Raw genomic sequence first — 23341 nt, 5'->3', positions numbered from 1 at the left:
GAAATCCTTTTTGTTAACCACGCGCGCCGCGCACGCCGGCAGCGAGTTCGCGGACCAGGGCCAAGGCGGCCTGGGCCGGATTCTCACCCCGTTCCTTGGCTTCGGCGGCGGCGGCGACGATGGCCGAACCGACCACGGCGCCATCGGCCAGCCGCGCCACCTCAGCCGCCTGTTCCGGCGTCTTGATACCGAAACCGACGCAAACCGACAATGTCGTATGACGCTTGATCCGGGTCACCGCGTCGCCGATGGCCGAAGCCGAAGCCGAGGCGGTGCCGGTGATGCCGGCGATGGAGACGTAATAAACGAAGCCCGACGCATTGCTGACGATAACCGGCAAACGCGCGTCATCGCTGGTCGGCGTGGTCAGGAAGATGAAGTCGATGTCGTTGGCCCGGCAAGAGGGCAACAATTCGCCGGCTTCTTCCGGCGGCAGATCGACCAGGATCAGGCCATCGACGCCGGCCGTGGCGGCATCAGCGCAAAACTTTTCCACCCCACAGGAATAAATGGGGTTGTAATAGCCCATCAGGATGATCGGCGTTTCGCTGTCGCCCTGGCGGAAGGCGGCAATCATTTCCAGCACGCCTTTCAGGGTGCCGCCCGCCGCCAGCGATCGCTGCGCGGCATATTGAATCGCCGGACCATCGGCCATGGGGTCGGTGAACGGCATGCCGAATTCGATGATGTCGGCCCCCGCCGCCGGCAATCCGTTCAGCAATTCCTGGCTCGCCGCCCGGTCGGGATCGAAGGCCATGGAATAGGTCACCAGGGCCGCCCGGTTCTCGGCGGCCAGTTTGGCGAAGCGCGCAGCCAGCCGGCTCATTACAAGGATCCCCCGAAATCATCACCCAAGGCGCGGGCGACGGTGTTGACGTCCTTGTCGCCACGACCGGACATGTTAAGGACCATCAGGTGGTCCTTGGGCAAGCCGCCGGCGATCTTGGCGGCATGGGCCAAGGCATGGCTGGATTCCAGCGCCGGGATAATGCCTTCCAACCGGGTGCATTGCTGGAACGCGGCCAAGGCCTCGTCATCCTTGACCCAGACATATTCAACCCGGCCGATGTCATGCAGCCACGAATGTTCGGGGCCGATGCCGGGATAATCCAGGCCGGCGGAAATGGAATGAGCCTCTTGAATCTGGCCGTCGCCATCTTGCAGCAGATAGGTGCGATTGCCGTGCAGAACACCAGGACGGCCACCGGTCAACGACGCCGCATGCAGCTTGTCCAGGCCGTGACCGCCAGCCTCGACGCCAATGATGCGGACCGAGGAATCGTCCAAGAACGGGTGGAACAGACCCATGGCATTCGAGCCGCCGCCAATGCAGGCGACCAGCGAATCGGGCAACCGACCTTCGGCTTCCAGCATCTGGGCCCGCACTTCCTCGCCGATCACGCATTGGAAATCGCGGACCATGGCCGGGAACGGATGCGGGCCGGCCACCGTGCCGATCAGATAATAGGTGTCGTCGACGTTGGTGACCCAGTCGCGCAAGGCGTCGTTCATGGCGTCCTTCAAGGTCGCCGCGCCCGAGGTGACCGGGCGCACTTCGGCCCCCAGCAGCTTCATGCGATAGACGTTGGGGGCCTGCCGCTCGATGTCGGTGGCGCCCATATAGATGACGCATTCCAACCCCAGCAGCGCGCACACCGTCGCGGTGGCGACGCCATGCTGACCGGCGCCGGTTTCGGCGATGATGCGCTTTTTGCCCATGCGGCTGGCCAGCAGGATCTGGCCCATGCAATTGTTGATCTTATGGGCGCCGGTGTGGTTCAGGTCTTCGCGCTTCAGATAAATCTTGGCGCCGCCAAAGGCTTCGGTCAGCCGCGCGGCGAAATACAGCGGATTGGGGCGGCCGACATATTGCTTTAGCCACGTGCGCAATTCCGCCTGAAAGGCGGGGTCGTCCTTGGCCTGTTGATAGGCCTGTTCGACCGACAAAATCAGCGGCATCAGGGTTTCGGCCACGAAGCGGCCACCGAAAATACCAAAATGGCCGCGCTCGTCAGGGCCGGCGCGGTAGGTGTTCAAGCTGGTCATCCCAATCCATCCAACCGGAGCAAGGGCGCTAATAAAGCATGAAGCGCCGTCGGGGGGGAGGCTTTTTCTTGTTCAATCGACGGGTTTGCCCCCGTTGAAATCGCAGTCCGGCCCCACGGCTTCCCCGTATTGCCCCGCGACGATGGGGCCAAATTACGTTAGGATTGCTCTAGGGATCATTCTTTAGTGAATTTAGGACAGGGGAGTTTCCGGTTATGAAAATCACCACGATTGCCGCCGCCGCCCTGGCGGTGTGCCTCGCCACTCCGGCCTTCGCCAAGCAAGAGCCGGTCAGCTTCGCCGAGGACATTCAGCCGATCTTGCAGATCCGCTGCGCCGTCTGCCATCAGCCCGGAGGCGATGGCCTGGAAAAGAGCGGTCTGGACATGACCTCCTATGAAGGCCTGATGAAGGGCACCAAGCACGGTCCGATGATCGTCGCCGGCGACCCGGTCACCAGCAACCTGATGGTGCTGATCGACGGCAAGGCCGACAAGTCGCTGCAAATGCCCCATGGCAAGAAAAAGCTGTCATCGTGCGACCGCGACCTGATCCGCAAGTGGATCAAGCAGGGCGCCAAGAACAACTGATCATCTGACGATATCAGGAAGAAGGGCCGGTCTCGGGGGAGACCGGCCCTTTCTTTTAGTGCTGTTCCCGTGTCGCGGTGAAGCGAATGGCCGGGAAATCCTGCTGGGCTCGCCCCAATTGCCAGGTATTGCGCGCCAGATAGACGGCGGCGCCTTCGCGGTCCTCGGCCATGTTGGATTTATTGGCCAGGGCGAAACGATCCATTTCCTTGGCGTCTTCCGCCGTCACCCAGCGGGCGGTGACGAAGCCGCCATCCTCGAAACCGGCCTTGATGCCGTATTCCGATTCGATGCGGGTGGTGAGGACGTCGAACTGCAACAAGCCGACGACGCCGACGATCCAAGATCCCCCGTCCACCGGCTTGAACACCTGGGAAACACCTTCTTCGGCCAGATCGTCCAAGGCCTTGCGCAATTGCTTGGCCTTCATCGGATCGTCCAGGCGGACACGGCGCAGCACTTCCGGGGCAAAGGTGGGAATGCCCAGGAAATTCATGTCTTCCGATTCCGACAAGGTGTCGCCGATACGCAACTGGCCGTGATTGGGAATGCCCATGATATCGCCGGGATAGGCTTCTTCCGCCAATTCGCGGCTTTGCGCCAGGAAGAACACCGGGTTGACCAACGCCATCACCTTGCCCGAGCGCACGTGCTTGATCTTCATGCCGCGGCGGAAACGGCCCGAACAGATGCGGAAGAAGGCGATACGGTCGCGGTGATTGGGGTCCATGTTGGCTTGGATCTTGAAGACGAAGCCGGCGACCTTTTCTTCTTCCGGCTCAACCACCCGCACATCGGTCTTGCGCGCCTGCGGCGGCGGCGCCAGCCGGCCGATGCCGCGCAGCAACTCGGCGACGCCAAAGGTCTTCAAGGCCGAGCCGAAGAACACCGGGGTCATATGGCCGGCACGGAAGCTTTCCAGATCGAATTCGGGATAGCCGCCACGGACCAGTTCCACTTCGTCGCGCAAGCGGTCGGCGGCGGCCTTGCCCACCGCCTCGTCCAAGGCCGGGCTGTCCAAGGGGGCGTCCACCGCCATTTCGGCGATATGATCGCCACGACCGGGATCGAACATGATGACGCGGTCGTTGACCAGATCGTAGACCCCCTTGAGGTCGCGGCCCATGCCGATCGGCCAGGTGACCGGCACCACGTCCAGCGCCAGGGTCTTTTCCACTTCGTCCAACAGGTCGATGGGCTCGCGCCCTTCGCGATCCACCTTGTTGATGAAGGTGACGATGGGCATATCGCGCATGCGACAGACCTCGAACAGCTTCAAGGTCTGGGTTTCGATGCCCTTGGCCGCATCCAGCACCATCACCGCCGAATCGACGGCGGTCAGGGTGCGATAGGTATCCTCGGAAAAGTCTTCGTGGCCCGGCGTATCAAGCAGATTATAGGACAAGCCCTCATGCTCGAAGCTCATCACCGAGGCCGACACCGAGATGCCGCGCTCCTTTTCGATGGCCATCCAATCCGAACGGGTCCGCCGCTGCTCGCCACGGGCGCGCACGGCGCCGGCCATCTGAATGGCGCCGCCGAACATCAGCAGCTTTTCCGTCAACGTCGTCTTACCGGCGTCAGGGTGAGAGATGATGGCGAAGGTGCGCCGCAGCGCGGTTTCTTGAGCAAGTGAAGTCATGCGGGTTTTTGTCCCGAACAGCGCTATAAATCAAGGGAATTGACGGAGGAGACCATGCTAAGCCTGGAGCTTGATCGCGATCTTGAGCAACGTCTGCACCTGATCGCCCGCCGCCTGGGCCGCAGCCCGGCCGATTGCGCCGTGTCGGCGCTTCGCAGCTTTATCACCGATTGCGAGGAAGCCGCCGAACGGGCCCGCCAGCTTTCCGGCGGCGAAACCATGATGCGGCCCCCCGACGGATTCTACGACTGAAAAACAGAGCGGCCGCCCCGCCAGGGGACGGCCGCTCCGTTGGTTAAAGCCGACTACCCGACCAAACGCTCGATATGGGCGAAATGGACCGAGGTATTGTCGTCAAAGCTGATCGAACCGCTGGCGTCGCCGTTGAACACCAGATCACCGGTATTGGCGTCGACCGAGGCGGCGACATTCGAATCGATATGAACGACAAAGTTATCGTCGGTGGCCGAAGTGGCGGTGATCTTGGTCGGATCGCCGTCATCGACATCGAACACCCACCCATTGCTGCCATCGGCCAATTCCAAGGTGACGCTGTCGTAACCGGCGCCGCCATTGAGATAATTGGCCAATTGCCCATTGATGCTGGTGTCACCGGCCCCGGTATGGATGACCTTGATGTCATCGCCCAGACTGGTGCCGTCGGCGCCCCAGCGGACATCGCCCAGGGCGTCGTCGGCCAAGGTGACCTGAGCGCCAAGATTGGCGTCGGTGGTCAGGCTGTCGGACGCGCCCTCGACATCGTACATGGTCATGGTGAACTGCCGGGTTCCGGCTTCCAGCGTACCGCTATCGTTGGACAGCACCACCGAATTGGCGATCTCTTGGTAGATGCTGGCTGAACCGGCGCCGCTAAAGGTCAGCGTATGGGTGCCGGTATCGTAATCCACCGAAATATCGGTGCCGAACACCTTAAGCCCCCCATTGCCGTCAAGGGTCAGATCCAACCCGGACAATGCCAGGCTATCGCCCATGTCCGCTCCGGTCATCTGCACGGTCAGACCGTTCAAAGTCGAATCCACGTCATCAACGGTGAAGCCGCTGACCACATGGATCGGATCATTGATGCCGCCGGCCAGAATGTCGGTGGGATCGCTTCCCCCCACCACCGGAGCGTCATTGACGGCGGCCACATTGACCGACACCGTTTCCGACAGGGTTTCCCCGGCCGACGTCGCGGTCAGCACCAAGGTGGCGCTGCCGTTCCAATCATCGGGCAGATGCATGCTGAGGCCGGTCAACTGGCTGCCCTGCAAGGTGGCCCCATCCGCCCCGGCGATGACGGTTCCGCCATCGGCCAGCAAGAACTCGGTCCCGGCCGGAATACCGGTCAGGTGCACGCTTTGTGTCGGCGCCACCGCGTCGGGCATGTCCAGGGTCAGGGAAATCGCCTGATCCTCGGTCCCGCTGACCACACTGGAAGCAAGAACCGGCGAACCATCGGCGGCGAACGAAACGTCGCCCAAGGCGCTGCCGGTCAAGACCGCCGGTCCGGTGGTGTCGGTGATGGTCACCGTCGCCGTGTCGGAACCGCTGGCCCCCTGATCGTCATAAGCGGTGACGGTGACCACCCGAATACCGCCGGCCAACGACCCCGTGCTATTGGTCAACGCCACATGCTTGGCCAGATCCTGGTACTGGGCGGCGCTGGCATTGCCTTCAAAGGTCAGGGTATGGGTGGCTGGATCGTAGGAAATGGCCACCGTGGCGCCATCGATGCTGGTGTACAGCTTGCCGTCAGCGCCCAGGCTGACATCAAGCCCGGTCAACGACAGGCTGTCGCTGCCGGCCATGCCGGCGCCACCGATGGCCATGGTCATCTTGGTAAAGATGGTGCTGTCGACGTCGCTCAACACGATCTCGTTGGTGATGGCCGGATCGGGATTTTCCGGCACCACATAGATCGGGCTGTCATGGCTACCGCTGCCGGCGCCGGCGCCGGTGGTGATATCCAAGGTCGGCGCATCGTTGACGGCCGCCACAGTCACGGCGATGGTCTGCGGCGTACCGGCCTGAGCCAGGGAATCCAGCGCGGTGGTGCCGTCTTCCGAGGCCATGGCCTGAACCGTCAGGGTAAACGAGCCGTTATAGTTGGTCGGCGTCAGCATGCGAATGCCGGACAGGGCATCGGCGGTGCCGCCATTGATGGTCCACACGCCGTTGCTGTCGGCGTGGACGGCGATCCAATTGCCGCCTTCCTGATAATAGAACACCGTGCCTTCCGGCGCCCCGCTGATGGTCAGGGCCAGGGTTTCCGAATCGGCGTCGGCCAGGGCGGCGCTGATATCGAGCAATTGCACCGTCTCTTCGGTGGCCGAGGCGGTGGCCGCCACCGACAAGGTGGGGGCATCGGCGACACCGGTCTGGGTGACGGTGAACGGCAAGATATTGCTGGTCACCACCGCGCCGGCGACCGGGGTGCCATCGCTGGCGCTGTCCATATCCTGGGTGGTGGCCTGAACGTTCATGGTCCAGCTGCCCGAGGCGTTATGCTCGGTCTTGAAGTACAAGATGCCGCCGCTCATCAGCCCCATGGCCTTCACTTCAGCGATGCTGAAGGTCCAGCTATAGGTCCCGTCGCCATTATCCACCGCCTGACCGACGGCGGTGTTGGCGAAATCGCCGCCATCGCTGGCGAAGCTTGCCCCCGCCGGAACGCCGGTGATGGTGATGAAGGTGGCTTCCGAGGTGCCGATCACGTCCAGCAACTGGGCCCCCAGGTTCAGGCCGATCACCGCATCCTCGGTGGTGGTCACGTCGGACGGGTTGACGGTGGCGCCGTCGGTGACGGCGTTGACGCGAACCCAGAAATCTCCGGTGGTGACCTGAGGGGTGGAATTGCCCTTTTCGAAGATATAGGTGGTGATCGACAACTGATGATCGGACGAATCATCCTGACCCGGCAGATACTTGACCCCGCTCAGGGTGATGCCGCTATCGGTCATCACCAGATTGGCGCCCTTGACCGTCCAGGTCCCGTCACCGTTGTTAAGGGCGCCTTGGATCACCGCCCCCGCCGGCACGCCGCCGATGACGATGGAAACCGTTTCCGATCCCCAGGTGTCGGTGCCGGCAATATCTTGGTGGGCGATGCTGACATCCAAGCTGATGGCGCTGTCTTCGTTGCCCGACACAATTCCGGCGGTGATGGTGGTGTCGTCAATCACCGCGCCGACAGTGATGGTCAAGGTGGTGCTTGAGGTTTCGCTGTCGAAATTCTCGACCACTCCGGTGGTGGCCGGATCATCCTCGGCCACATCGGTGGAGAAGTGAATCTTCACCTGTCCCGAGAAATTGGCATCGGGAACAAAGCTCAGGCCACTGACCGTCACCACGCCGTGGCCAGCAGTAGAGAATTCTGCGATCTGCGCCGGCGACAGTTGAACGGTATAGGTGCCGTCGCCGTTATCGACCACTCCGGCTCCCGTCAGGGTTCCGGGGGCGTGGTACAGACCGTCGGCCCCCTTGACCGTGTCGATGGTGATGGTGATGGCGCCGGTGGTCAGCACTTCCGAGAAGTCGATATCGGTGGCCGACAGGCTGAGGCTGATGGCCACCGCACTATCCTCGGTTCCTGCCCCCGCACTGGCGCTGATCGTCGCGCCATCGGTCTCGGCGATCACCGTCACCGGGATATCCACATAGCTGTTGCCGCTGGACGTGTCGTACAGCCCGTTGGTGGTGGTGACGATGCCCCGCACCTCCAGGTCATAGGCGGTGCCGGCATAATCCTTGGGCGGGGTGACGCTGACCGAAGCCAGCGAACCATAGGGGATGGTGTAGCTGCCGCTATCGACGTCGTAATAAGCGTTGCCGGAAATGCTCCACCCCGCCGGCAGCTTGATCGACACGCTTAGCGTGCCGACCGTCTCGCCCAACTCGTTGGAGACGGTGGCGCCGGTATGGGTATAGGTGTGGCTGGTGCCGGCATCGTTATCGGTAATGGTGAAGCTCAGATTAGACAGATTGAGCGAACCATCCTCAATGCCTTGCAACGACCCGACGGCAACCGCCACCGGGATGATGGTCGAACCACCCGGATCGGTGCCAGGATCAGTTCCCGGATCAGTGCCGGGATCAGTCCCCGGATCGGTGCCGCCGCCGCCTTCGGGAGTGCCGAAATCGATGGTCACCGTGGTGCTGGACTCGGCGTAATCCTTGGCGCCGGTATCGGGATCGGTGTCGGTGACCAAGGCCTTGATGGTCAGCGTATGCGAGCCGGTCTTCTGACTGGAATTAAAGGTCAGATTCTCGATCGATCCGTCGGTGCTGGGGACGATCCAAACGCCGCCGCCGCTATTGATGCCGCCGGGAATGGTCACACCGTTGGGGACGCCGGAGACCACCAGATACATGGATTCCGAGCCGTCGGTATCGGTCACCGCGATATTGCCCGACAGCGTCGCCGTGCCGTCCGACGCATCCAGGTCCGAGGCCCCAAGATTGATGTTGAAGCTGGGGGCGTCGGCATCCGCGGCGATGCGGATCGAGCCCGAGATGTCCTTGGTGACGCTGCTGGTGGTCGCCCCCAGCGTGTCGGTGGCGGTCACCGACAGGGTCACCGGCACGTCATCGGACCAGTTTTCCGGCACGCCGAACAACTTGAAGCCGCTGACATCGACATCGGCGCCAGGAGTAACCGGCACATCATTGATGACGATCACCCACTTGCCGCCGACCAAGGTCGGCGTATAAGTCTGGCCGCCATAGGTGACGGAAATTCCGGCCACCGATCCGGTCTTGGCCACCAATTCGCTGACATCCACCGTCACATCCACGTCGGTGACCTGTTCCGACACGCCAGAGCCGATGGTGGCGTTGCCGCCGCCCTTGTCGCCGACATCGACGGTAAAGCCGAAATCGATCCCCTGATCGACACCGCCGGCCAGCCAAGCATCCTCGGTGGTCGAACCGACAACCGAACCATTGGGATTATCGACCACCGGGTTGACGGTCACCGTCAGCGTCTTGTTCAGAGCCAGGCTGTCACCGTCGTTTTCGGTGGTGATCACCCGCAGCTTAACGTCAAAGGTACCGGCATAATTGCCCGGTGCCTGGAACCGAACCATGGACAGATATTCCGGCGCCACCGACCATTGCGCGGTGCCGTCGGCGGCGGTGCCGATGTATTTCAGGTAATCCGTGGTCTCGACCACCGCCCCGGTGCTGTCCACCAGCACCAAGGCGATGCCGGCGGGAATGCCCCACAAGACCATGGACATGGTTTCCGACTGCGCCCGGCCCAAGGCCACATCCTGATCGGCGACGCGATATTGCCCCAATTGCGGATCGATCAGCTGATCTTCCGTGCCGGTGGCGGTCAGATTGCCGCTGGTGGCGGTGATGGCGTTGCCGTTCTGATCCAGTGCGCCGTCGGATTTGCCGGTGACGATGACCTGAATGGTCGCCGATCTGGTGGCGACGTTATCGGCGGCGCTGCCGTTGTCGTTGCTTTCGGTCGCCACGGCGGTAACCGTCAGAGTGGAATCGGCGTTGCTGTCGGCGCCGGGCTTGAAATACAGATTGCCCACCTGCGACGCGCTGAAAGTCCACACCCCGCCGCTATAGCTGCCCACCGGCTGACCATTGGCATCGACGAAGCTGGCGTCGGCGGGCGCTCCGGTGATCTGATACGTCAGCACTTCCGAGCCATCGGTATCGACCAAGGACCCGCGGATATCCAACTTGACGCTCTCGTCCTCGTTGACCCGGACATTGGTGACTTGCAGGTTGGGCTGATCGGCCACCGCGTTGACCAAGACGTTGAAGCTGACTGAACTTTCGGCCGAACCGGCGCCGGCCTTGACCTGATCGTCGGTATCGCCGTCATTCAGGGTATCTTCGATGGTCTTGGCCCAAAACACCACGTTGGCGGCATCGGCATCGGCATGGACCGGCGGCACCAGCACGACGGAAACCCCAGAGCCGTCCTTGACGTAGCTGGTATTCAAGGTCCAGGTAAAATCACCCTCGGCATCGGCCGCCCCCTTGACCGCGTCACCCAGATACGTGCCGTTGGCGTCGTAATACGACACCGTCCAACCGTCGGGGACATTGCGCAATTCGGCATTGGCCAGGGATTCCGAGCCGTCATTGTCGGGCAATTGCGCCGACAGATCCAAGGTGATGCCGTGATAGCTGGGCTTGCCGTCATTTTCATCACCGGTCACGGTGATGACGCCGCCCGCATCGGCGACGCCGCCGCCGATGGTCAGAACCGGCGCGTCGGCGACGGCATTGACCACCACGGTGGCCTCGCTGGTAATGGTGGAATAGGTGTCGGCGCCCGCGCCCTCGCCGTCCTGGGTGGTGGTGCGAACCCGATAGGTGAAGTCCAGATCGGAATGTTCGTCGGGCACATAAGTGACGCCGTTCACCTGATAGGACTTGGCCGTACCGTTATAGGAAAGGTCATCGACGGAAACGCGATAGACGTCATAGACAGTGCCGGTATCGGGATCGGTATAGGTGCCGACCACGGTCAGCGCCGATCCGTCATGGATCAGATCGCCATGCATGGTCCCTTGCTTGACCAAGATATCGACATCGCCGACCAGCTTTTCCGAACCGTCGGTATCGGTCAGTTGGATCACCGGATTAAAGGCAATGCCGCCAACCTGATCCTCGTCACCGCTGATGCTGGAGGAAATATAGGTCTCATCCACCACCGGGTTGATGCGCAGATAAAAATCCTTCGCCTCGCCCCATTTTTCATGCAAGCGGGTCAAATCGTTGGCGGTATTGCTGTCGAAATTATTGCTGTCGGTCAAAGCGGAATTGGCGGCCGTGCGCTCACCGCCGGTATCACCGTCCTTTTCCGTCGCTTTCGGCGTGATCTGGAAGCGGACGGTATCGTCGCCCCAATTCTCGACGCCGCCGACCCACACCTTATTGGCCGCCACCTGGACGGCGCTGACGTCCTTGTACTGCCCCGCCGCCAAGGTGAAGACTTCGCCGCTTTCTTGAATCCCGTCGCCGTCATCGATCCAGATGCGCGACGGTTCGGTCGCGGTGATGCGGAAACTCAGGGTCTCGGAACCATCCAGGCTGGTGCTGGCGCCCAGCACGCTGCCGGCCTCGCCCGATTGCCCCAGCAAAGCGGTCTTGAGGTTATAGAACTCATCTTCCCTCACCTGCACGGCCGCCGCCTCGCTGGCGCCTTCGACCACGCTGACCAATGGGGTGTCGGCATCGCCATAGATCACCACCTTGACGGTGGCCGATGTTTCCGCCGTCTGGCTGGCGACCTGATCGCCGCCGCTGGCTTCCTCGGTGGCGATGGCCTTGACCGTCAAGGTGAAGTCGCTGGCGTTCTGGCCGTAATCGCTGTTCTCGGCCAAGCCGGTCAGGCGCAGATCGGACAGCCAGGACTGCATCTCGGCGTTATCTTCCGCCGGGCCGATGGTGTAGGTGGTGGTGCCGTTGCTGGTCACCGCCGTCACCGTGGTGTTGGGCGAACTCAGCGTGAAGCTGTCGGGGACGCCGGAAATCACCACGGTCAGGTTTTCACTGCCGTCGGTGTCGGTCAGCGCCGCCGAGATGTTGAGGTTGATCCACTTATCCTCGACACCGATGGCGGTGGCCGACAACGTCGGCGCATCGGCGACCGCCTTAAAGGTCACCGTCACCGATTGGCTGTCTTCGCCGCTATCTTGATAGGCGGTGCCCAAAGCATCTTCGGTGCTGGTGCCGACATCGACGTCGCGATCGACGGCGCGCACGGTGAAGGTGGCGTCGGCATCGGAATTGCCGGTGCCCTTGATGTAAACGCCCGACAAGGCGCCATTGACCACCAGAGTGCTGGGAATGGTGTATCTGCCGGACGCATCGGCGGTCAACGCGGTGCCATCGGCTTTATGCAGGGTAAAGCCGGCCGGCAGGTCTTCGATATAGACGGTCAGGGTGTCGGTGGCATCGTGGGCCGGCAGGGTGATGCTGATCCCGGCCAGCGAATACGAGCTGTCCTCGGTGGTGGACAACGTGCCGACATGGATTTCGGGGTCCAGCACGCCGATTTCCACCTTGATGGTATCGACGGCGCTGATGGCGGTTCCCTGGCCGGCGGCCACATGCTGACCGGTGGTGCTTTCCACCGTGGCCGAATAGACGCTGAGCTCGAAATCGTTGGAATAGCCGGCCGGAACGTTGGCGGCCAGACCCGACAATTCGGCTTGGGTCAGCTTATAGGTGGTGCCGGTGAAGGTAACGCCATCGACCACGGTGCCCGCGGCCACGGCGGTGCCGTGATTCAAGGTCACCCCCGACGGCAGACCGGTGACATAGACATACAGGGTTTCCGAACCATCGCCATCGACGATGGTCGGGGTAATGGACAAGGCGATGCTCTGCGCCCCGGCGGTTTCCGTCGTATGGACATCGGCGCCGACCACGGACGGGGTATCGGCGATGGCCTGGATATCGATGGTGCCGGTACCGCTGACCGTGCCGGTGACCGCGGTCTGGGTGTCATAGACATCGACCGAGATGGAATAGCTGGCCTCGCCGGCGACATGGCGCTCGGACTGGAAGGTCAGGTTGTTCATCACCCACGTATTGTCAGAGGTTTCCGACAAATTGGAATTGGGAACATCCCACGATTTGGAGGTGATGGTGACGCCATCGGCGGCATAGGTGACGCTGGACGGCGTCAGCAGCGTGCCATTGACGTACAGATCACCGCCCAGCATTTCGGGATCGGTGGTGGTGATGGTGGTGGTGCCGGTGGGGTCGGGCTGTTCCGAACCATCGGTATCGGTGAACACCACCGTCGGGGTCAGGGCGATGCGGCCTTGGCCCTGTTCGACGAACTGATCCTCGACGCCGGTATTGCTGGCGGAAACGCTGGAGCTGTCAAAAACCGGCTCGATATACAGCGACAGCGTCTGCGGCACGCTTTCGGCCACGCCGGAACGGGTCTGGCCGGCTGCCAACTGGCTTTCCAAACCATCATCGGTGGCGTCATTGGCCTCGGTCGCCACCGTCTTGATGTCGAACTGCACCAGATCATTGGCGTTGGTGCTGGCCCAATCGGAGGCACCGCCGACCTTGACCTGATTGCCGAACACCTGAGCGGCGGTCAGGGTGACGGAATCCCCCGGATGAAGGACCTGGACCTCGCCGGCATCTTGAACGCCATCGGAATCGGCATCGATCCAGATGCGCGATTCGTCCTTGGCCGTCAGCACGAAGCTCAGGGTTTCGGAAACGTCGGGACTCTGGGCACCGCCATCGGCGCCGCCAAATTCGCCCAACCAGCCCTGCACGGCGCTGGTGCCGGCGATCAGGTCGCGCAAGCCGATGAACTGATCCTCGTTGACCTGTTGCGGGTCTTGCACCACCTCGATCACCGGAATATCGGCATCGGACAACACCTTGACGGTGATGATCTGGGTGGCGGTGGCGGAAGCCGTGGTCAGTTCGCCGCCGGTGGCGGATTCCGTGGCGGTGGACTTGATCGTCAGATTGAAATCGGAATCGCTGTCTCGGGCGCCCTTGATCTGTAGATTTGTCAGATCGTCCGGGGTCAAGCTGTAGGTGACGGTACCGTTGCCGTTATCGGTGGCGGTATAGGTGTCCCCGGTGGCGCCATTGCGCAAGGTGAAGTCATTGGGATCGCCGGTGACGGTGATGGACAGGGTTTCGCTGCCATCCGTATCGACCAGGGCGGTGTCGATGTTCAGGCTGAACCACTTGTCCTCGACACCGATGGCGCTGGCGGTCAATGGCGGTTCATCGGCCACCGCCTTGACCACCACCTCCACCGCGATCACGGTGTCGGACACGTCGGGGGCACGGGATCCCACACTGGTGCCGGTGTCGCGGTATTCGCCCGAATCATTATCGCTGTTACCGTCGCGGACCACGGCGCGCAGATTGAAATTGATGTTGTCGTCCAGATGGGTGGTGGCGGGCTTGCTGGTGTCCCACCCCACCTGCAATCCGGTGACGCTGCCATCAGCCTGGCGATAGGCGGTTACGTCATATCCCGTGTGCGTAACGCCATTGGCATCGGTATAGCTGGTGGTGGTCAGCACGGTGCCGCTGCTGTCGCGCAAGATGGCGCCGTCCGGCATATCCTCGATATAGACGGTGATGGTCTCGGTGCCATCAGCGGCATCGACCCGTGCCGACATGGTCAGATCGGCCCAGCCATCTTCATCGCCACTGCCCGAACCGCTGAGCAGGGGATCGACCACGCCGACATCCACCTGGATGGTCTGCGGACCGCTGAACGCGGTATCGCCGTTGGAATCCTCAACGCTTTTGGCGTAAACGGTCAGGTTGAAGTCATGGCTGTCATTGGTCGGCGGCAGCACCTCGACCGAGCCCTGGAATTCGGCCGGAATCTGGTAATAGGTACCGTCGGGCAAATGGGCGTCGCCACTGACCACATTGGCCCCGACATTGTGGACAGTGCCGTCACCATCGGTATAGCGCAAGGTGGCGCCATCGGGCAGACCCGAGACATAGATGGTCTGGGTTTCCGAATTATCGACGCCCACATCCTTGTCGACGACGTTGATGGACAGATCAATCCAGCTGTTTTCCATGCCGGCGGAATCTTCGACGCTCAGACCCGGCGCGTCGGCGACGGCGACGATGTCGACGGCCAAAGCCTGGGATGACGTCGCGGTGGTGCCGGTATCGGACGAGGTCGCGGTGACGGTCAGGTCCAGATGGCCGCTGAAATCGCCGTCATCGTCATCATCAAGATTTTTCAGATAGATATCGTCCAGTTGCGCCTGGGTCGGATTAGACAGAGTCCAGGTGCCGCCGCTCAATGTCCCGATCGGATTGCCATGGCTATCGACGATAACAAAGTAATCGGGAATGCCGCTGATGCTGATCGAAGACAGGCTTTCCGAACCGCCATCGGTGTCGGCGGTGCTGGCGGTGATGTTCAGCTTGGTCGGCACGTCCTCGGTGCCCGAAGCGGCGGTGACGGTCAGAACCGGAGCCTGGGCCACCGGCGGATTGGGATCAAGTTCGGGCGTAACGGCGGGCGGTACCGGTAACGGCGCGTCTTCCGGCAAGGGCTGATCGGCGAACGTCGTCACCGGGGCGGCATCTTCCCCGTCATCCTCGCCAGGGCCATTGGCGGTGGGGCGCGGCGCTTCTTGCCCATCGACCGGACGCGGCGCTTCGCGGCTGGCGGAAGTATCTCTTTGTTCTGTCTCGGCGATGCTTTCCTGCGGGAATTGCGGGAAAGGATTCTCGAACTGAGCCACGACCGTATTGTCGGGCTCGCTCGGGGTATAGACGTCCGCAATCACCTGATCGCCAACCGGAGCAGCCCCCCGCTCGGCTGGCGCGCCGGCCTGCATTTTCTCAAAGGTTTCACGGTTGGCGCTTTGCACATTGGCGAAGCCCTTGACGTCTTCCTTCTCGCCGGCGCCACCTTCGGGCATCTCCTGCTCTTCGGCGTCGTCCAGACGATCCGTGCCTTTCCCATCCAGATGCAAGGCATCCAAAGTGGAAATTTCGGCACCTTCATTGCTCGGTGCTTCGTTCTCGGGCTGGTTCACATTATCTTCAGCCATGATTTTCTCCACTCCCCCCAAAGATCAAGAACTCAGCGTTCGCGGAACGCCTGCGAGAACGATGCTTGCAACGGCTTGAGCAAGTATTGCAGCAAGGTTTTGTCACCAGTAATAATGTCCGCCTGCACGGTCATACCGGGCAGAATGCGGTTTTTTCCTTCTTGTTTTCCCACATAAGGATGCTGCAACAGCACCCAGCCTTTATAGTAAGGCTGGTTGTCCTTTTCATCCACATAGGTGGTGGCTGAAATGTCGCGCAGCGTTCCCTCGACACTGCCGAAACGGACAAAATCATAGCTGGCCACCTTGACGATGACCTTTTGACCACTGTGAAGATGACCGACGTCACGGGTACTGATGCGGGTTTCCACCAGCAATTCATCATCGACCGGGACGATTTCCATCAGCATGCCACCGGCCGGCACCACGGCGCCGACGGTCTTGGCCTTGAGGTTTTGAACGAAACCCTTGGTCGGCGAGATGATTTCCAGACGATGCACGCGATCTTGCAAACGGCCCAGCGATTCGTCGATTTGCGCCATCTCGGCGCTGACCGTGCCCAATTCGCCCAACGCATCTTGGCGGATGTTATTGTCCAGATCGCCGATCCGCCGGGACAATTCCTCCAAGGCCTTGCCGGCAGTGGCTTCCTGGCCCTTCAACCGCGACAATTCCGCTTCGACGGCGGCGCGCTGGCGACGCACGGCGTAATAATCGACCTTGCTGGAATAGCCGGCATTGAACAGCGTTTCGCGCATGCCGACCTCTTCGGTCACCAGCTTCAGCTGCTCCTCGGCCGAACGCTGCTGATTTTGCGCCGCGCGGATTTCCTCGCGCTTTTGCATGATCTGTTCGTCAAACACCGTGCGCTGGGATTTCCAACGTTCGCCATTGGCATGCAAGATTTCCATCTGGTCGTTGACCAGCGGCGCGTATTTGCCGTCAAAAGCGGAAAAATCAGGCTGCCGCTCCTCGACAAAGGCGCGCAGACGCTCTGCCTTGACGGCCAGACCAGCGCGACGGCTTTGCGCCTGATCCAATTCGGCGGTGGCCTGGATCGGATCAAGCCGCACCAGCACCTGGCCGGCTTCGACCATGGCCCGGTCCTCGACCAAGATATCGCGGACGATCCCGCCTTCCAGATGTTGAACCACCTGAACCGAACGCGACGGCACGGCCGTGCCGAAGGTTACCGCCACTTCGTCGATGCGCATGAAGCTGGCCCAGACGATAAAGGCCGCGACCACCGCCGAAACGATGACCACCGCCGCGCGCGAGACGGCCGAAATCCCCGATTCCTCGACGATGGCGAATTGCGCCAGGTGGCGAATCTGGCGGGCGGCCTTTTCCAGCTTGGGCGGACCCATGTTCGGCGGGGTCGGGACGATGGCGGCGGCTTCGGACATAATCACTTTTCCCGAGATCAGAAGAAATTGGGCGGCAGGCGGTCAAGCACCTGCTTGGCTGGCCCGACCATGCGCACTTGGCCCTGAACCAGCACGACGATCTTGTCGGCCAATTTCAAATGGCTGGGGCGGTGGGTGACCAAGAACACGGTGCTGTGTCCCTTCATGCGTTCCAGGGTTTTCATGAATTGACGGTCGGACATGAAATCCAGACTGGATGCCGGCTCGTCAAAAAGCGTGATCGGCGCGCGCTTGAGATAAGCCCGCGCCAAGGACAGGCGTTGGCGGAAGCTGGCCGGCAAGCGGTCGGTGGCGCCGTCCCCCAGCTTGGTTTCGAATTGCCGGGGAAGATCCAAGATGTCATCCAGCAACCCAGCCTCGGAGCAGGCCCAGCGCATTTCCTCGTCGCTGGCCTCGGGCCGCACCAGACGCAGATTCTGCGCCACCGTGCCGAAATACATATCCGGTTGCTGCGGCACATAGGCGATCAGCCGGCGCAATTCGATGGGGTCAAGCTGGCGAATATCGATATCGTCGATCATCACCGCACCCGTCTGCGGCCGGTACAGACCCAACAGCAATTTCAGCACGGTGGACTTGCCCGAACCGTTGGGGCCGATCAACGCCACCACCTCGCCCGGCTCGGCCTGCAAGGCCAAGCCCAGCACGGCCGGATCGGCATCGGCGGAATACCGCAACGACACGTTGGTCAAGGTCACTTTGCCGCGGAATTGCGGCAAGGTCTGAATCGACGGCGCCAGCATGCGTTCCGGCTTCAACTGCATCAATCGGTTGATCTGGGTGATCGAGGCCTGCACCCGCTCGATCTGAGCCGCCAGGGTAAAACCGGTCTGCAAGGGCCGCAGCACCCACCACACCACGATCATCGACGCCATCAGGCCGCCCACGGTCATGTTGCCCCCCAGCACCCGGTCGACTCCCCACCCCAGGGTGATGATGCCGGTCAGCATCACCAAGCCCTGCGAGGCGGTGGCCACCACCACGTTGGCGCGGGTGGAAAGGTGGTTCTTCAGGGCGGCATCGGCCGACAAGGCCCGATACCGTTCGCCCCAGATGCCGGCGGCGCCGGCTTCCTTGATCGCGCGGGGCTTGGACAGGGCCTCGACCAGGAATTCCTGCCGCCGCGAGGCGGCGCGGGTGGCCGCCGACACCTTGCGCTCGACCACCGGCCGGGTGGTCACCGCGATCAGGGTAAACAGGCACAAGGCCCCCAGCGGCACGAACACCAGCGGCCCGCCCAGCAACGCCATGGCGATCAGAAAGACGATGATGAAAGGCGCCTCGGCCAAGGTGGTGGCCAGCGGCCCGGTGAAGAATTCACGCACCATCTCGAAATCACGCAAGCGGGCGATCTGCGAATTGGAATTGGCCTGTTCGGTATAAGGCGGCGCCAGCATCAGCAGACGGCGGAAAATGGCCAAACCCAGCAGGTGATCCAGCCGCGCCCCCATATAGGCGATCATCCGCGACCGCACGCCGCGGATGGCGTAATCGCCTAAAATGGCGATGACCGAACCAGCCAGCAGCGACACCAGCAAAGGCACCGAACCGGTGGGCAGGAATTGGTCATAAATGGCCATGATGAACAAAGGCGTCACCAGAACCAGCAGGTTCGAGACCAAGGACGCCGCCAGCATGCGCACGAACAAGGGCTTGAAGCGGCCGGTGACGGCGAAGACGAAATTCTTCGGCGATTCCTCGAGCTTGGCGCGCTCGTCATCGTCGAGTTGGGCAAAGCGGTAAATGCGGCCGCGCAGAATCGGCGGATCAATGGTCACATAGGCCCGCTGGGCTGCGTCGAAAGCGACGATCTTGTCGTCCTCGGCCTCGCGCACCAACACCATGGCCAACTCGCCCGGCGCCATGTACAGGCAGGGCATCAGGCGCCGATCCATCCGCGACGGCGCCAGATCCAACGAGCGGCTGGCATAGCCCAGATTGGCCAAGATGTTCAAAAGATCGGTCAGGTCCAAGGTATCGGCGAAGTGCGGCAACGATTCCGCCACATGAACCAGATCGCCTTCCCAGCCCAGCGAGGACAGCAACGGCAAGATGCAGGCGGCGACGTCGGTAACCGCCTCGAACCCGCCCAAATGCCCTTCGGCCGCGCGATCCTCGTTCAGGTCGAAACGCGGCGGCGGGGCATCCCAACTCGGGGCGGCGCCATGATGCGAAGGGGCGGTCATGCGGTCACCTTTCCATCAACGCCGGTATCGTTACTGACCGCCGGCGCCTGTGGCGGCGCCGCCTTGACCAAAGTGCCCCCCTCGATGCGGAAGACCTTGTCGGCCAGACGCTGCATGCTGGGGCGCAACGTCACCATGATCAAAGTGGTGTCGCGGGACATGGATTCAAAATACTGGCGTAACCGTTCATCGCCGGGGCCGTCCATGGCGGCATTGGCTTCGTCGAACAACAGCACCCGCGGACGACTGACCAGGGCGCGAATGACAGCGATACGCTGGACCACGCCGCGCGGCAAAATATCGCTGGAACCGTCGCCAACGCGGGTGTGATAGCCCTGAGCCAGACGGTAAACCACCTCATCCAGCCCCATCACCCCGGCCAAGCGCAGGGCTTCCTTGCGCCGGTCAGCGCGGAACATGGTCAGGTTTTCCAAAATCGTCCCACGCAGCAATTCGCCGCGTTGCGGAATGAAGGCGATGCCGTCCGAGCGCAAGAGATGGTCGCGTTCGTGTTCCTGCAAGGGAGTGCCATCCAGCAACACCTGTCCCTCGGACGGGGCGATGGAGCCATGCAACATGCGCAGCAGCGTCGATTTACCGCAGCCGTTATCCCCGCCGATGGCGATGCGTTCCCCCGGGCGGACATGCAGATCAATGCCCTTGAACAGCGGTTCGGCATCCTCGGCATGACGGAAAACCACGCCGCGCAGATCTATTTGCCCCTTGATCGGCCGCACCACCGGCGTCTCGGCCTGGGGTTCGACCGGCAATTGGAAGATGGTTTCAAAGCGCGCCCGCATCAGCTTGGCGGTCTGCCAGCGGGTCCATAGCCCCACCGCCTTTTGCACCGGCTGCAAGGCCCGCCCCGCCAGCAAGGTGCAAGCCGACAAGCCGCCGACGGTCAGGACGTTGTCAACCACCATCAGGCTGCCGAAGATCACCACCGACAAGGTCAGCAATTGCGAGAACACGCCGGCCACGCCCAGGGAATTGGTGTTGACCTGAACGACACGATGGGAATTGCGGGCAACGGCTTCCTGCAAGCGGGCATAGCGCTGGATCATTTGCGCTTCCATGGCCATGGACTTGACCGAATGGACGCCGTGAATGACCTCGATGCTGAAATTTTGCCGGCGATCCCGCACCGTGTTGAAATCGGTGATCGCCTTTTCCGAGGACTTGCTGCCCAGCAGGACAAAAGCGGCAAAGGCAAGCAACACCAAAGCCGGCGCCAGCACCAGCCACCCGGCCAGATAACCGATGGCGCCCAAGAACAGCAGCACGAAGGGCAAATCACAGACCACCAGGGTCCAGTTTTCCGAGAAAACCTCACGCACGGTGGGCAAACCGGCCAGCCGTTCGATCAATTCACCCGGCCCCACCTTTTCCAGTTCGTCGGCGGGAGCGGAAAATACATGGGCAAAAGCCTGGCAGCTGGCGGCATGTTCGAACTGAACCCCAATCCAGCCGACGATCTCGGCCCGCGCCACCCGCAACAATCCTTCCAGCACCACGGCGGCAATCACGCCCCCCAGCAACAACAGCAACGTCCCCAGCGACGAATTGGGAATGATGCGGTCATAGATTTGCAGCAATGCCAAAGGCAGGGCCAAGGCCAAGATATTCAGGAAGACCGAGGCCAAGCCGACATAGAACCCACCGCGGCGCAAGCCACTGTAAGGTACCGGCGCCAAACCACCTTGCTGAGCATCCATGCGCATGGACCTAACCAATTCCCTAAATTGCCTCTTTAGTATGATAAACAACGCTCCAAAGAGTAACCACACACAAATTGTGACGCATTGTGCCTATCAACCAAGGCAGCATATAAACAGGGTGTAAACAAAATCAGCGATCCGAGCGCCCGCCACGGATTTTCCCAAGCTGAATTAAAAAATATAGAAGACCTTAGCCAATACCTAAAGCACATACCTTTCGGATCCGTACACCGGCACGCTTATCCCTGCCCATCTCTGATCCATGTCAAAGCAGGTCACGGCTAATGGTGCTAGGTTGCCCGGACAGTGCAACGTGCAAGGGGGAATTTGTCATGGTCTTGGACACTGAAGCCATCATCGCCTTGGGCTTTCTGGTCAGCATTCTGGTCGTTACCGGTGGTCTGCTGTACTTCGTGCTGACCCGCATGAAGCGCTGACGCGCTGGATCAGGTTCTACCAGACAAAATAAGGCCTGCGATGCCCGCGCGGCATGAGGTGATCCAGCGGATCAGTTCATGCGCCGGGCGGTATAAAGCGTGCGTTTCATTTGAACGCACGCTGAGGCGGGGCCGTGGCCGCCAAAAAGGCCGGGCGTCAAACCTGGCCTTTTTGTCTGGGTTAAAGCTCAGAACAAAGTGACGTCGTCTTCATCCTGGGCGGAAATCGTCACATTGCGAGTCGCGGTCGACAAAGTCAGCGTTCCCGTCTTGGCCAGATCATCCAAGGCCGCCGCGACCCGCTCTATTCGTTGATGGGTGCGATCTTCGAACTGCATGTCGGTGACGATGCCCGAGACCGCCGCCTCGATCGCCTCGGCATTTTCCATACTGGCATGGGCCGCGCCGGTCAGCCGTCGATTGCGCTCTTTGAGCAGCACCAAGGTCTGTTCGACTTCGTCCTTGGCTTCCACCTGCCGGGTCATGTCCATGGAGGCGACTTCGGCCAGGGCGGCATGACCATTTTTCAGCGCATCGGTGATGGCGGCGATTTCCTGCTTGATGCCGGCCGCCAAATCCGAGGTCGCCCGCGAGAGATCGCGGACCTCGCCGGCAACGACGCCAAAGGAACGCCCGGCATCGCCGGCCCGTTCCGCTTCGATCCGGGCGTTAAGAGCCAACAGATTTGTCTTTGCCGTGATGCGGTCGATGCCATCCACCGAATGACGCAGTCGCGATAAATCCTCGATGACCAGATCGATGGAACGCACCATCCTGACCGCCTGCTTGGACAGGTGCAGCACTTCTTGCACGAATTCGCTCAGTGTCCCGCCCAAATGGCCGATGACTGCGGAAAAATCCCCCGATTCAGGCGATGAAGCGGCGGCCCCGGCAATATCAAGAACCTCGCGCAGGCAAGCCGTCTGACTTTGGGTGGTGCGGGCCAGATCGAAAAACTGGGCGGTCAGACCGGCACTGCTGTTGCCAATCAATTCCGCGACTTCACGCAACTCTGTCGCCGCATCCTTGGCCGCCTCGCGGATGCTTTCATCACACGTCACATCATCCATACGATCAGACGTCCCGTTCCGGGTCGATATCGTGCGCCCGCTTGCCGTATTTGTCGGTCAAAGCCGCACCGGTGGCGATTTCCACATGATCGCGATGATATTTCGCCGCCTGCCCCAAAAACTTCTGCTGCGTCTCCACCATATGCTGGAACATCGCCGCCATGCTTTGGGCGGAATTCATCCATGCTTTCAGCCAAGCGGTCTGAAACTCAGAGAATCCTTTGAATGGATCAGCCATGGCATCCTCCCGATGCAGGTTCCGGCTTGAACAAAACCGGTCGAACAAGGCTTGAGTATATCAGAGGACGCCTGTTGGTGCCACCCAAGCCCCCCCACCCTATGCCGACAAGGCGGCAGCGCGGTCGGGCAAGATGGTCAAGATGCGGGCAAAACCGGATACGTCGAAGATTTCACGGATATGCGGCTTCATCCCACACAACGAGAATTTGCGCGGCGCCCGCGTCATTTTCGCCCCCACCAACACCACGCGCAAACCAGCGCTGGAAATATAATCGAGCTCGGCGAAGTCGATGATGATCTTGGCCGCGCCGGTATTGACGGCCGCCAGAACCCGCCCTTCGAAAGCCTTGGCGGTGGCGCTGTCGACGCGAGCAACAGGAACCAAAACCACGACGTCCTCGGCTTGTTCTTCCCGAATCTCCATATC

At 61.5% G+C, this 23341-nt stretch carries 12 protein-coding genes; 2 read left to right on the top strand and 10 right to left on the bottom strand.

All coding sequences use genetic code 11. The annotated features are described in order from the left end of the window. Positions 1-13: 13 nt before the first annotated feature. Both trpA and trpB read right to left on the bottom strand, forming a co-directional pair. Positions 14-826, bottom strand: coding sequence for a tryptophan synthase subunit alpha (gene trpA / locus KEC16_RS06110; RefSeq protein ID WP_211546880.1), 813 nt, complete (start codon positions 824-826; stop codon positions 14-16). After that, positions 826-2046 carry a tryptophan synthase subunit beta gene (gene trpB / locus KEC16_RS06105; protein ID WP_211546878.1) on the bottom strand — a complete coding sequence of 407 codons (1221 nt, stop codon included), beginning with the start codon at positions 2044-2046 and terminating at the stop codon, positions 826-828. The genes trpA and trpB overlap by 1 nt, the downstream gene beginning before the upstream one ends. A 215-nt stretch (positions 2047-2261) precedes the next feature. On the opposite strand from trpB, the gene KEC16_RS06100 reads away from it, so the two are divergent. Beyond that, complete coding sequence (locus KEC16_RS06100; protein WP_211546876.1) at positions 2262-2636, top strand: c-type cytochrome domain-containing protein; 375 nt, start codon at positions 2262-2264, stop codon at positions 2634-2636. A 55-nt stretch (positions 2637-2691) separates the two neighbouring features. Here KEC16_RS06100 and KEC16_RS06095 read toward each other — a convergent pair whose 3' ends face one another. Beyond that, positions 2692-4278: a peptide chain release factor 3 gene (locus KEC16_RS06095; RefSeq protein WP_211546874.1), complete on the bottom strand. Its 1587-nt coding sequence runs from the start codon at positions 4276-4278 to the stop codon at positions 2692-2694. 54 nt (positions 4279-4332) lie between these two features. On the opposite strand from KEC16_RS06095, the gene KEC16_RS06090 reads away from it, so the two are divergent. Next, positions 4333-4530, top strand: a complete 198-nt coding sequence (locus KEC16_RS06090; protein WP_211546872.1) for a hypothetical protein — start codon at positions 4333-4335, stop codon at positions 4528-4530. A 53-nt stretch (positions 4531-4583) separates the two neighbouring features. Here the strand turns inward: KEC16_RS06090 and KEC16_RS06085 are convergent, their stop codons facing one another. From KEC16_RS06085 to KEC16_RS06055, 7 genes are all read right to left on the bottom strand, one after another. Continuing rightward, entirely contained in the window at positions 4584-15836 is an 11253-nt protein-coding gene (locus KEC16_RS06085) for a hypothetical protein (RefSeq protein WP_211546870.1), read from the bottom strand. A gap of 32 nt (positions 15837-15868) precedes the next feature. Next, positions 15869-17242 carry an HlyD family type I secretion periplasmic adaptor subunit gene (locus tag KEC16_RS06080; RefSeq protein ID WP_211546868.1) on the bottom strand — a complete coding sequence of 458 codons (1374 nt, stop codon included), beginning with the start codon at positions 17240-17242 and terminating at the stop codon, positions 15869-15871. A gap of 17 nt (positions 17243-17259) precedes the next feature. Next, positions 17260-19449 (bottom strand): peptidase domain-containing ABC transporter, encoded by a 2190-nt coding sequence (locus tag KEC16_RS06075; protein ID WP_211546866.1) that lies wholly within the window; start codon positions 19447-19449, stop codon positions 17260-17262. Continuing rightward, the gene (locus KEC16_RS06070; protein ID WP_211546864.1) at positions 19446-21170 is read right to left on the bottom strand and encodes a peptidase domain-containing ABC transporter; all 1725 of its coding nucleotides are present in this window, start codon (positions 21168-21170) and stop codon (positions 19446-19448) included. The genes KEC16_RS06075 and KEC16_RS06070 overlap by 4 nt, the downstream gene beginning before the upstream one ends. 622 nt (positions 21171-21792) lie before the next feature. Further along, entirely contained in the window at positions 21793-22674 is an 882-nt protein-coding gene (locus KEC16_RS06065) for a methyl-accepting chemotaxis protein (protein ID WP_211546861.1), read from the bottom strand. Between the two features lie 4 nt (positions 22675-22678). Next, positions 22679-22912: a hypothetical protein gene (locus tag KEC16_RS06060; protein ID WP_211546859.1), complete on the bottom strand. Its 234-nt coding sequence runs from the start codon at positions 22910-22912 to the stop codon at positions 22679-22681. Positions 22913-23011: 99 nt separating this feature from the next. Continuing rightward, positions 23012-23338 carry an STAS domain-containing protein gene (locus KEC16_RS06055; protein WP_211546857.1) on the bottom strand — a complete coding sequence of 109 codons (327 nt, stop codon included), beginning with the start codon at positions 23336-23338 and terminating at the stop codon, positions 23012-23014. Between the last annotated feature and the right edge of the window lie 3 nt (positions 23339-23341).

It is taken from the genome of Magnetospirillum sulfuroxidans, from assembly GCF_018224925.1.
Classification (GTDB): domain Bacteria; phylum Pseudomonadota; class Alphaproteobacteria; order Rhodospirillales; family Magnetospirillaceae; genus Magnetospirillum; species Magnetospirillum sulfuroxidans.
The sequence above is the reverse complement of the archived record's forward strand: the minus strand, read 5'-3'. Positions and strand labels throughout refer to the sequence as shown.

Excerpts from the sequence above, each read along its gene's own strand:
- trpA (WP_211546880.1), bottom strand. The coding sequence starts at position 826 with ATGAGCCGGCTGGCTGCGCGCTTCGCCAAACTGGCCGCCGAGAACCGG.
- trpB (WP_211546878.1), bottom strand. The coding sequence starts at position 2,046 with ATGACCAGCTTGAACACCTACCGCGCCGGCCCTGACGAGCGCGGCCAT.
- KEC16_RS06100 (WP_211546876.1), top strand. The coding sequence starts at position 2,262 with ATGAAAATCACCACGATTGCCGCCGCCGCCCTGGCGGTGTGCCTCGCC.
- KEC16_RS06095 (WP_211546874.1), bottom strand. The coding sequence starts at position 4,278 with ATGACTTCACTTGCTCAAGAAACCGCGCTGCGGCGCACCTTCGCCATC.
- KEC16_RS06090 (WP_211546872.1), top strand. The coding sequence starts at position 4,333 with ATGCTAAGCCTGGAGCTTGATCGCGATCTTGAGCAACGTCTGCACCTG.
- KEC16_RS06085 (WP_211546870.1), bottom strand. The coding sequence starts at position 15,836 with ATGGCTGAAGATAATGTGAACCAGCCCGAGAACGAAGCACCGAGCAAT.
- KEC16_RS06080 (WP_211546868.1), bottom strand. The coding sequence starts at position 17,242 with ATGTCCGAAGCCGCCGCCATCGTCCCGACCCCGCCGAACATGGGTCCG.
- KEC16_RS06075 (WP_211546866.1), bottom strand. The coding sequence starts at position 19,449 with ATGACCGCCCCTTCGCATCATGGCGCCGCCCCGAGTTGGGATGCCCCG.
- KEC16_RS06070 (WP_211546864.1), bottom strand. The coding sequence starts at position 21,170 with ATGCGCATGGATGCTCAGCAAGGTGGTTTGGCGCCGGTACCTTACAGT.
- KEC16_RS06065 (WP_211546861.1), bottom strand. The coding sequence starts at position 22,674 with ATGGATGATGTGACGTGTGATGAAAGCATCCGCGAGGCGGCCAAGGAT.
- KEC16_RS06060 (WP_211546859.1), bottom strand. The coding sequence starts at position 22,912 with ATGGCTGATCCATTCAAAGGATTCTCTGAGTTTCAGACCGCTTGGCTG.
- KEC16_RS06055 (WP_211546857.1), bottom strand. The coding sequence starts at position 23,338 with ATGGAGATTCGGGAAGAACAAGCCGAGGACGTCGTGGTTTTGGTTCCT.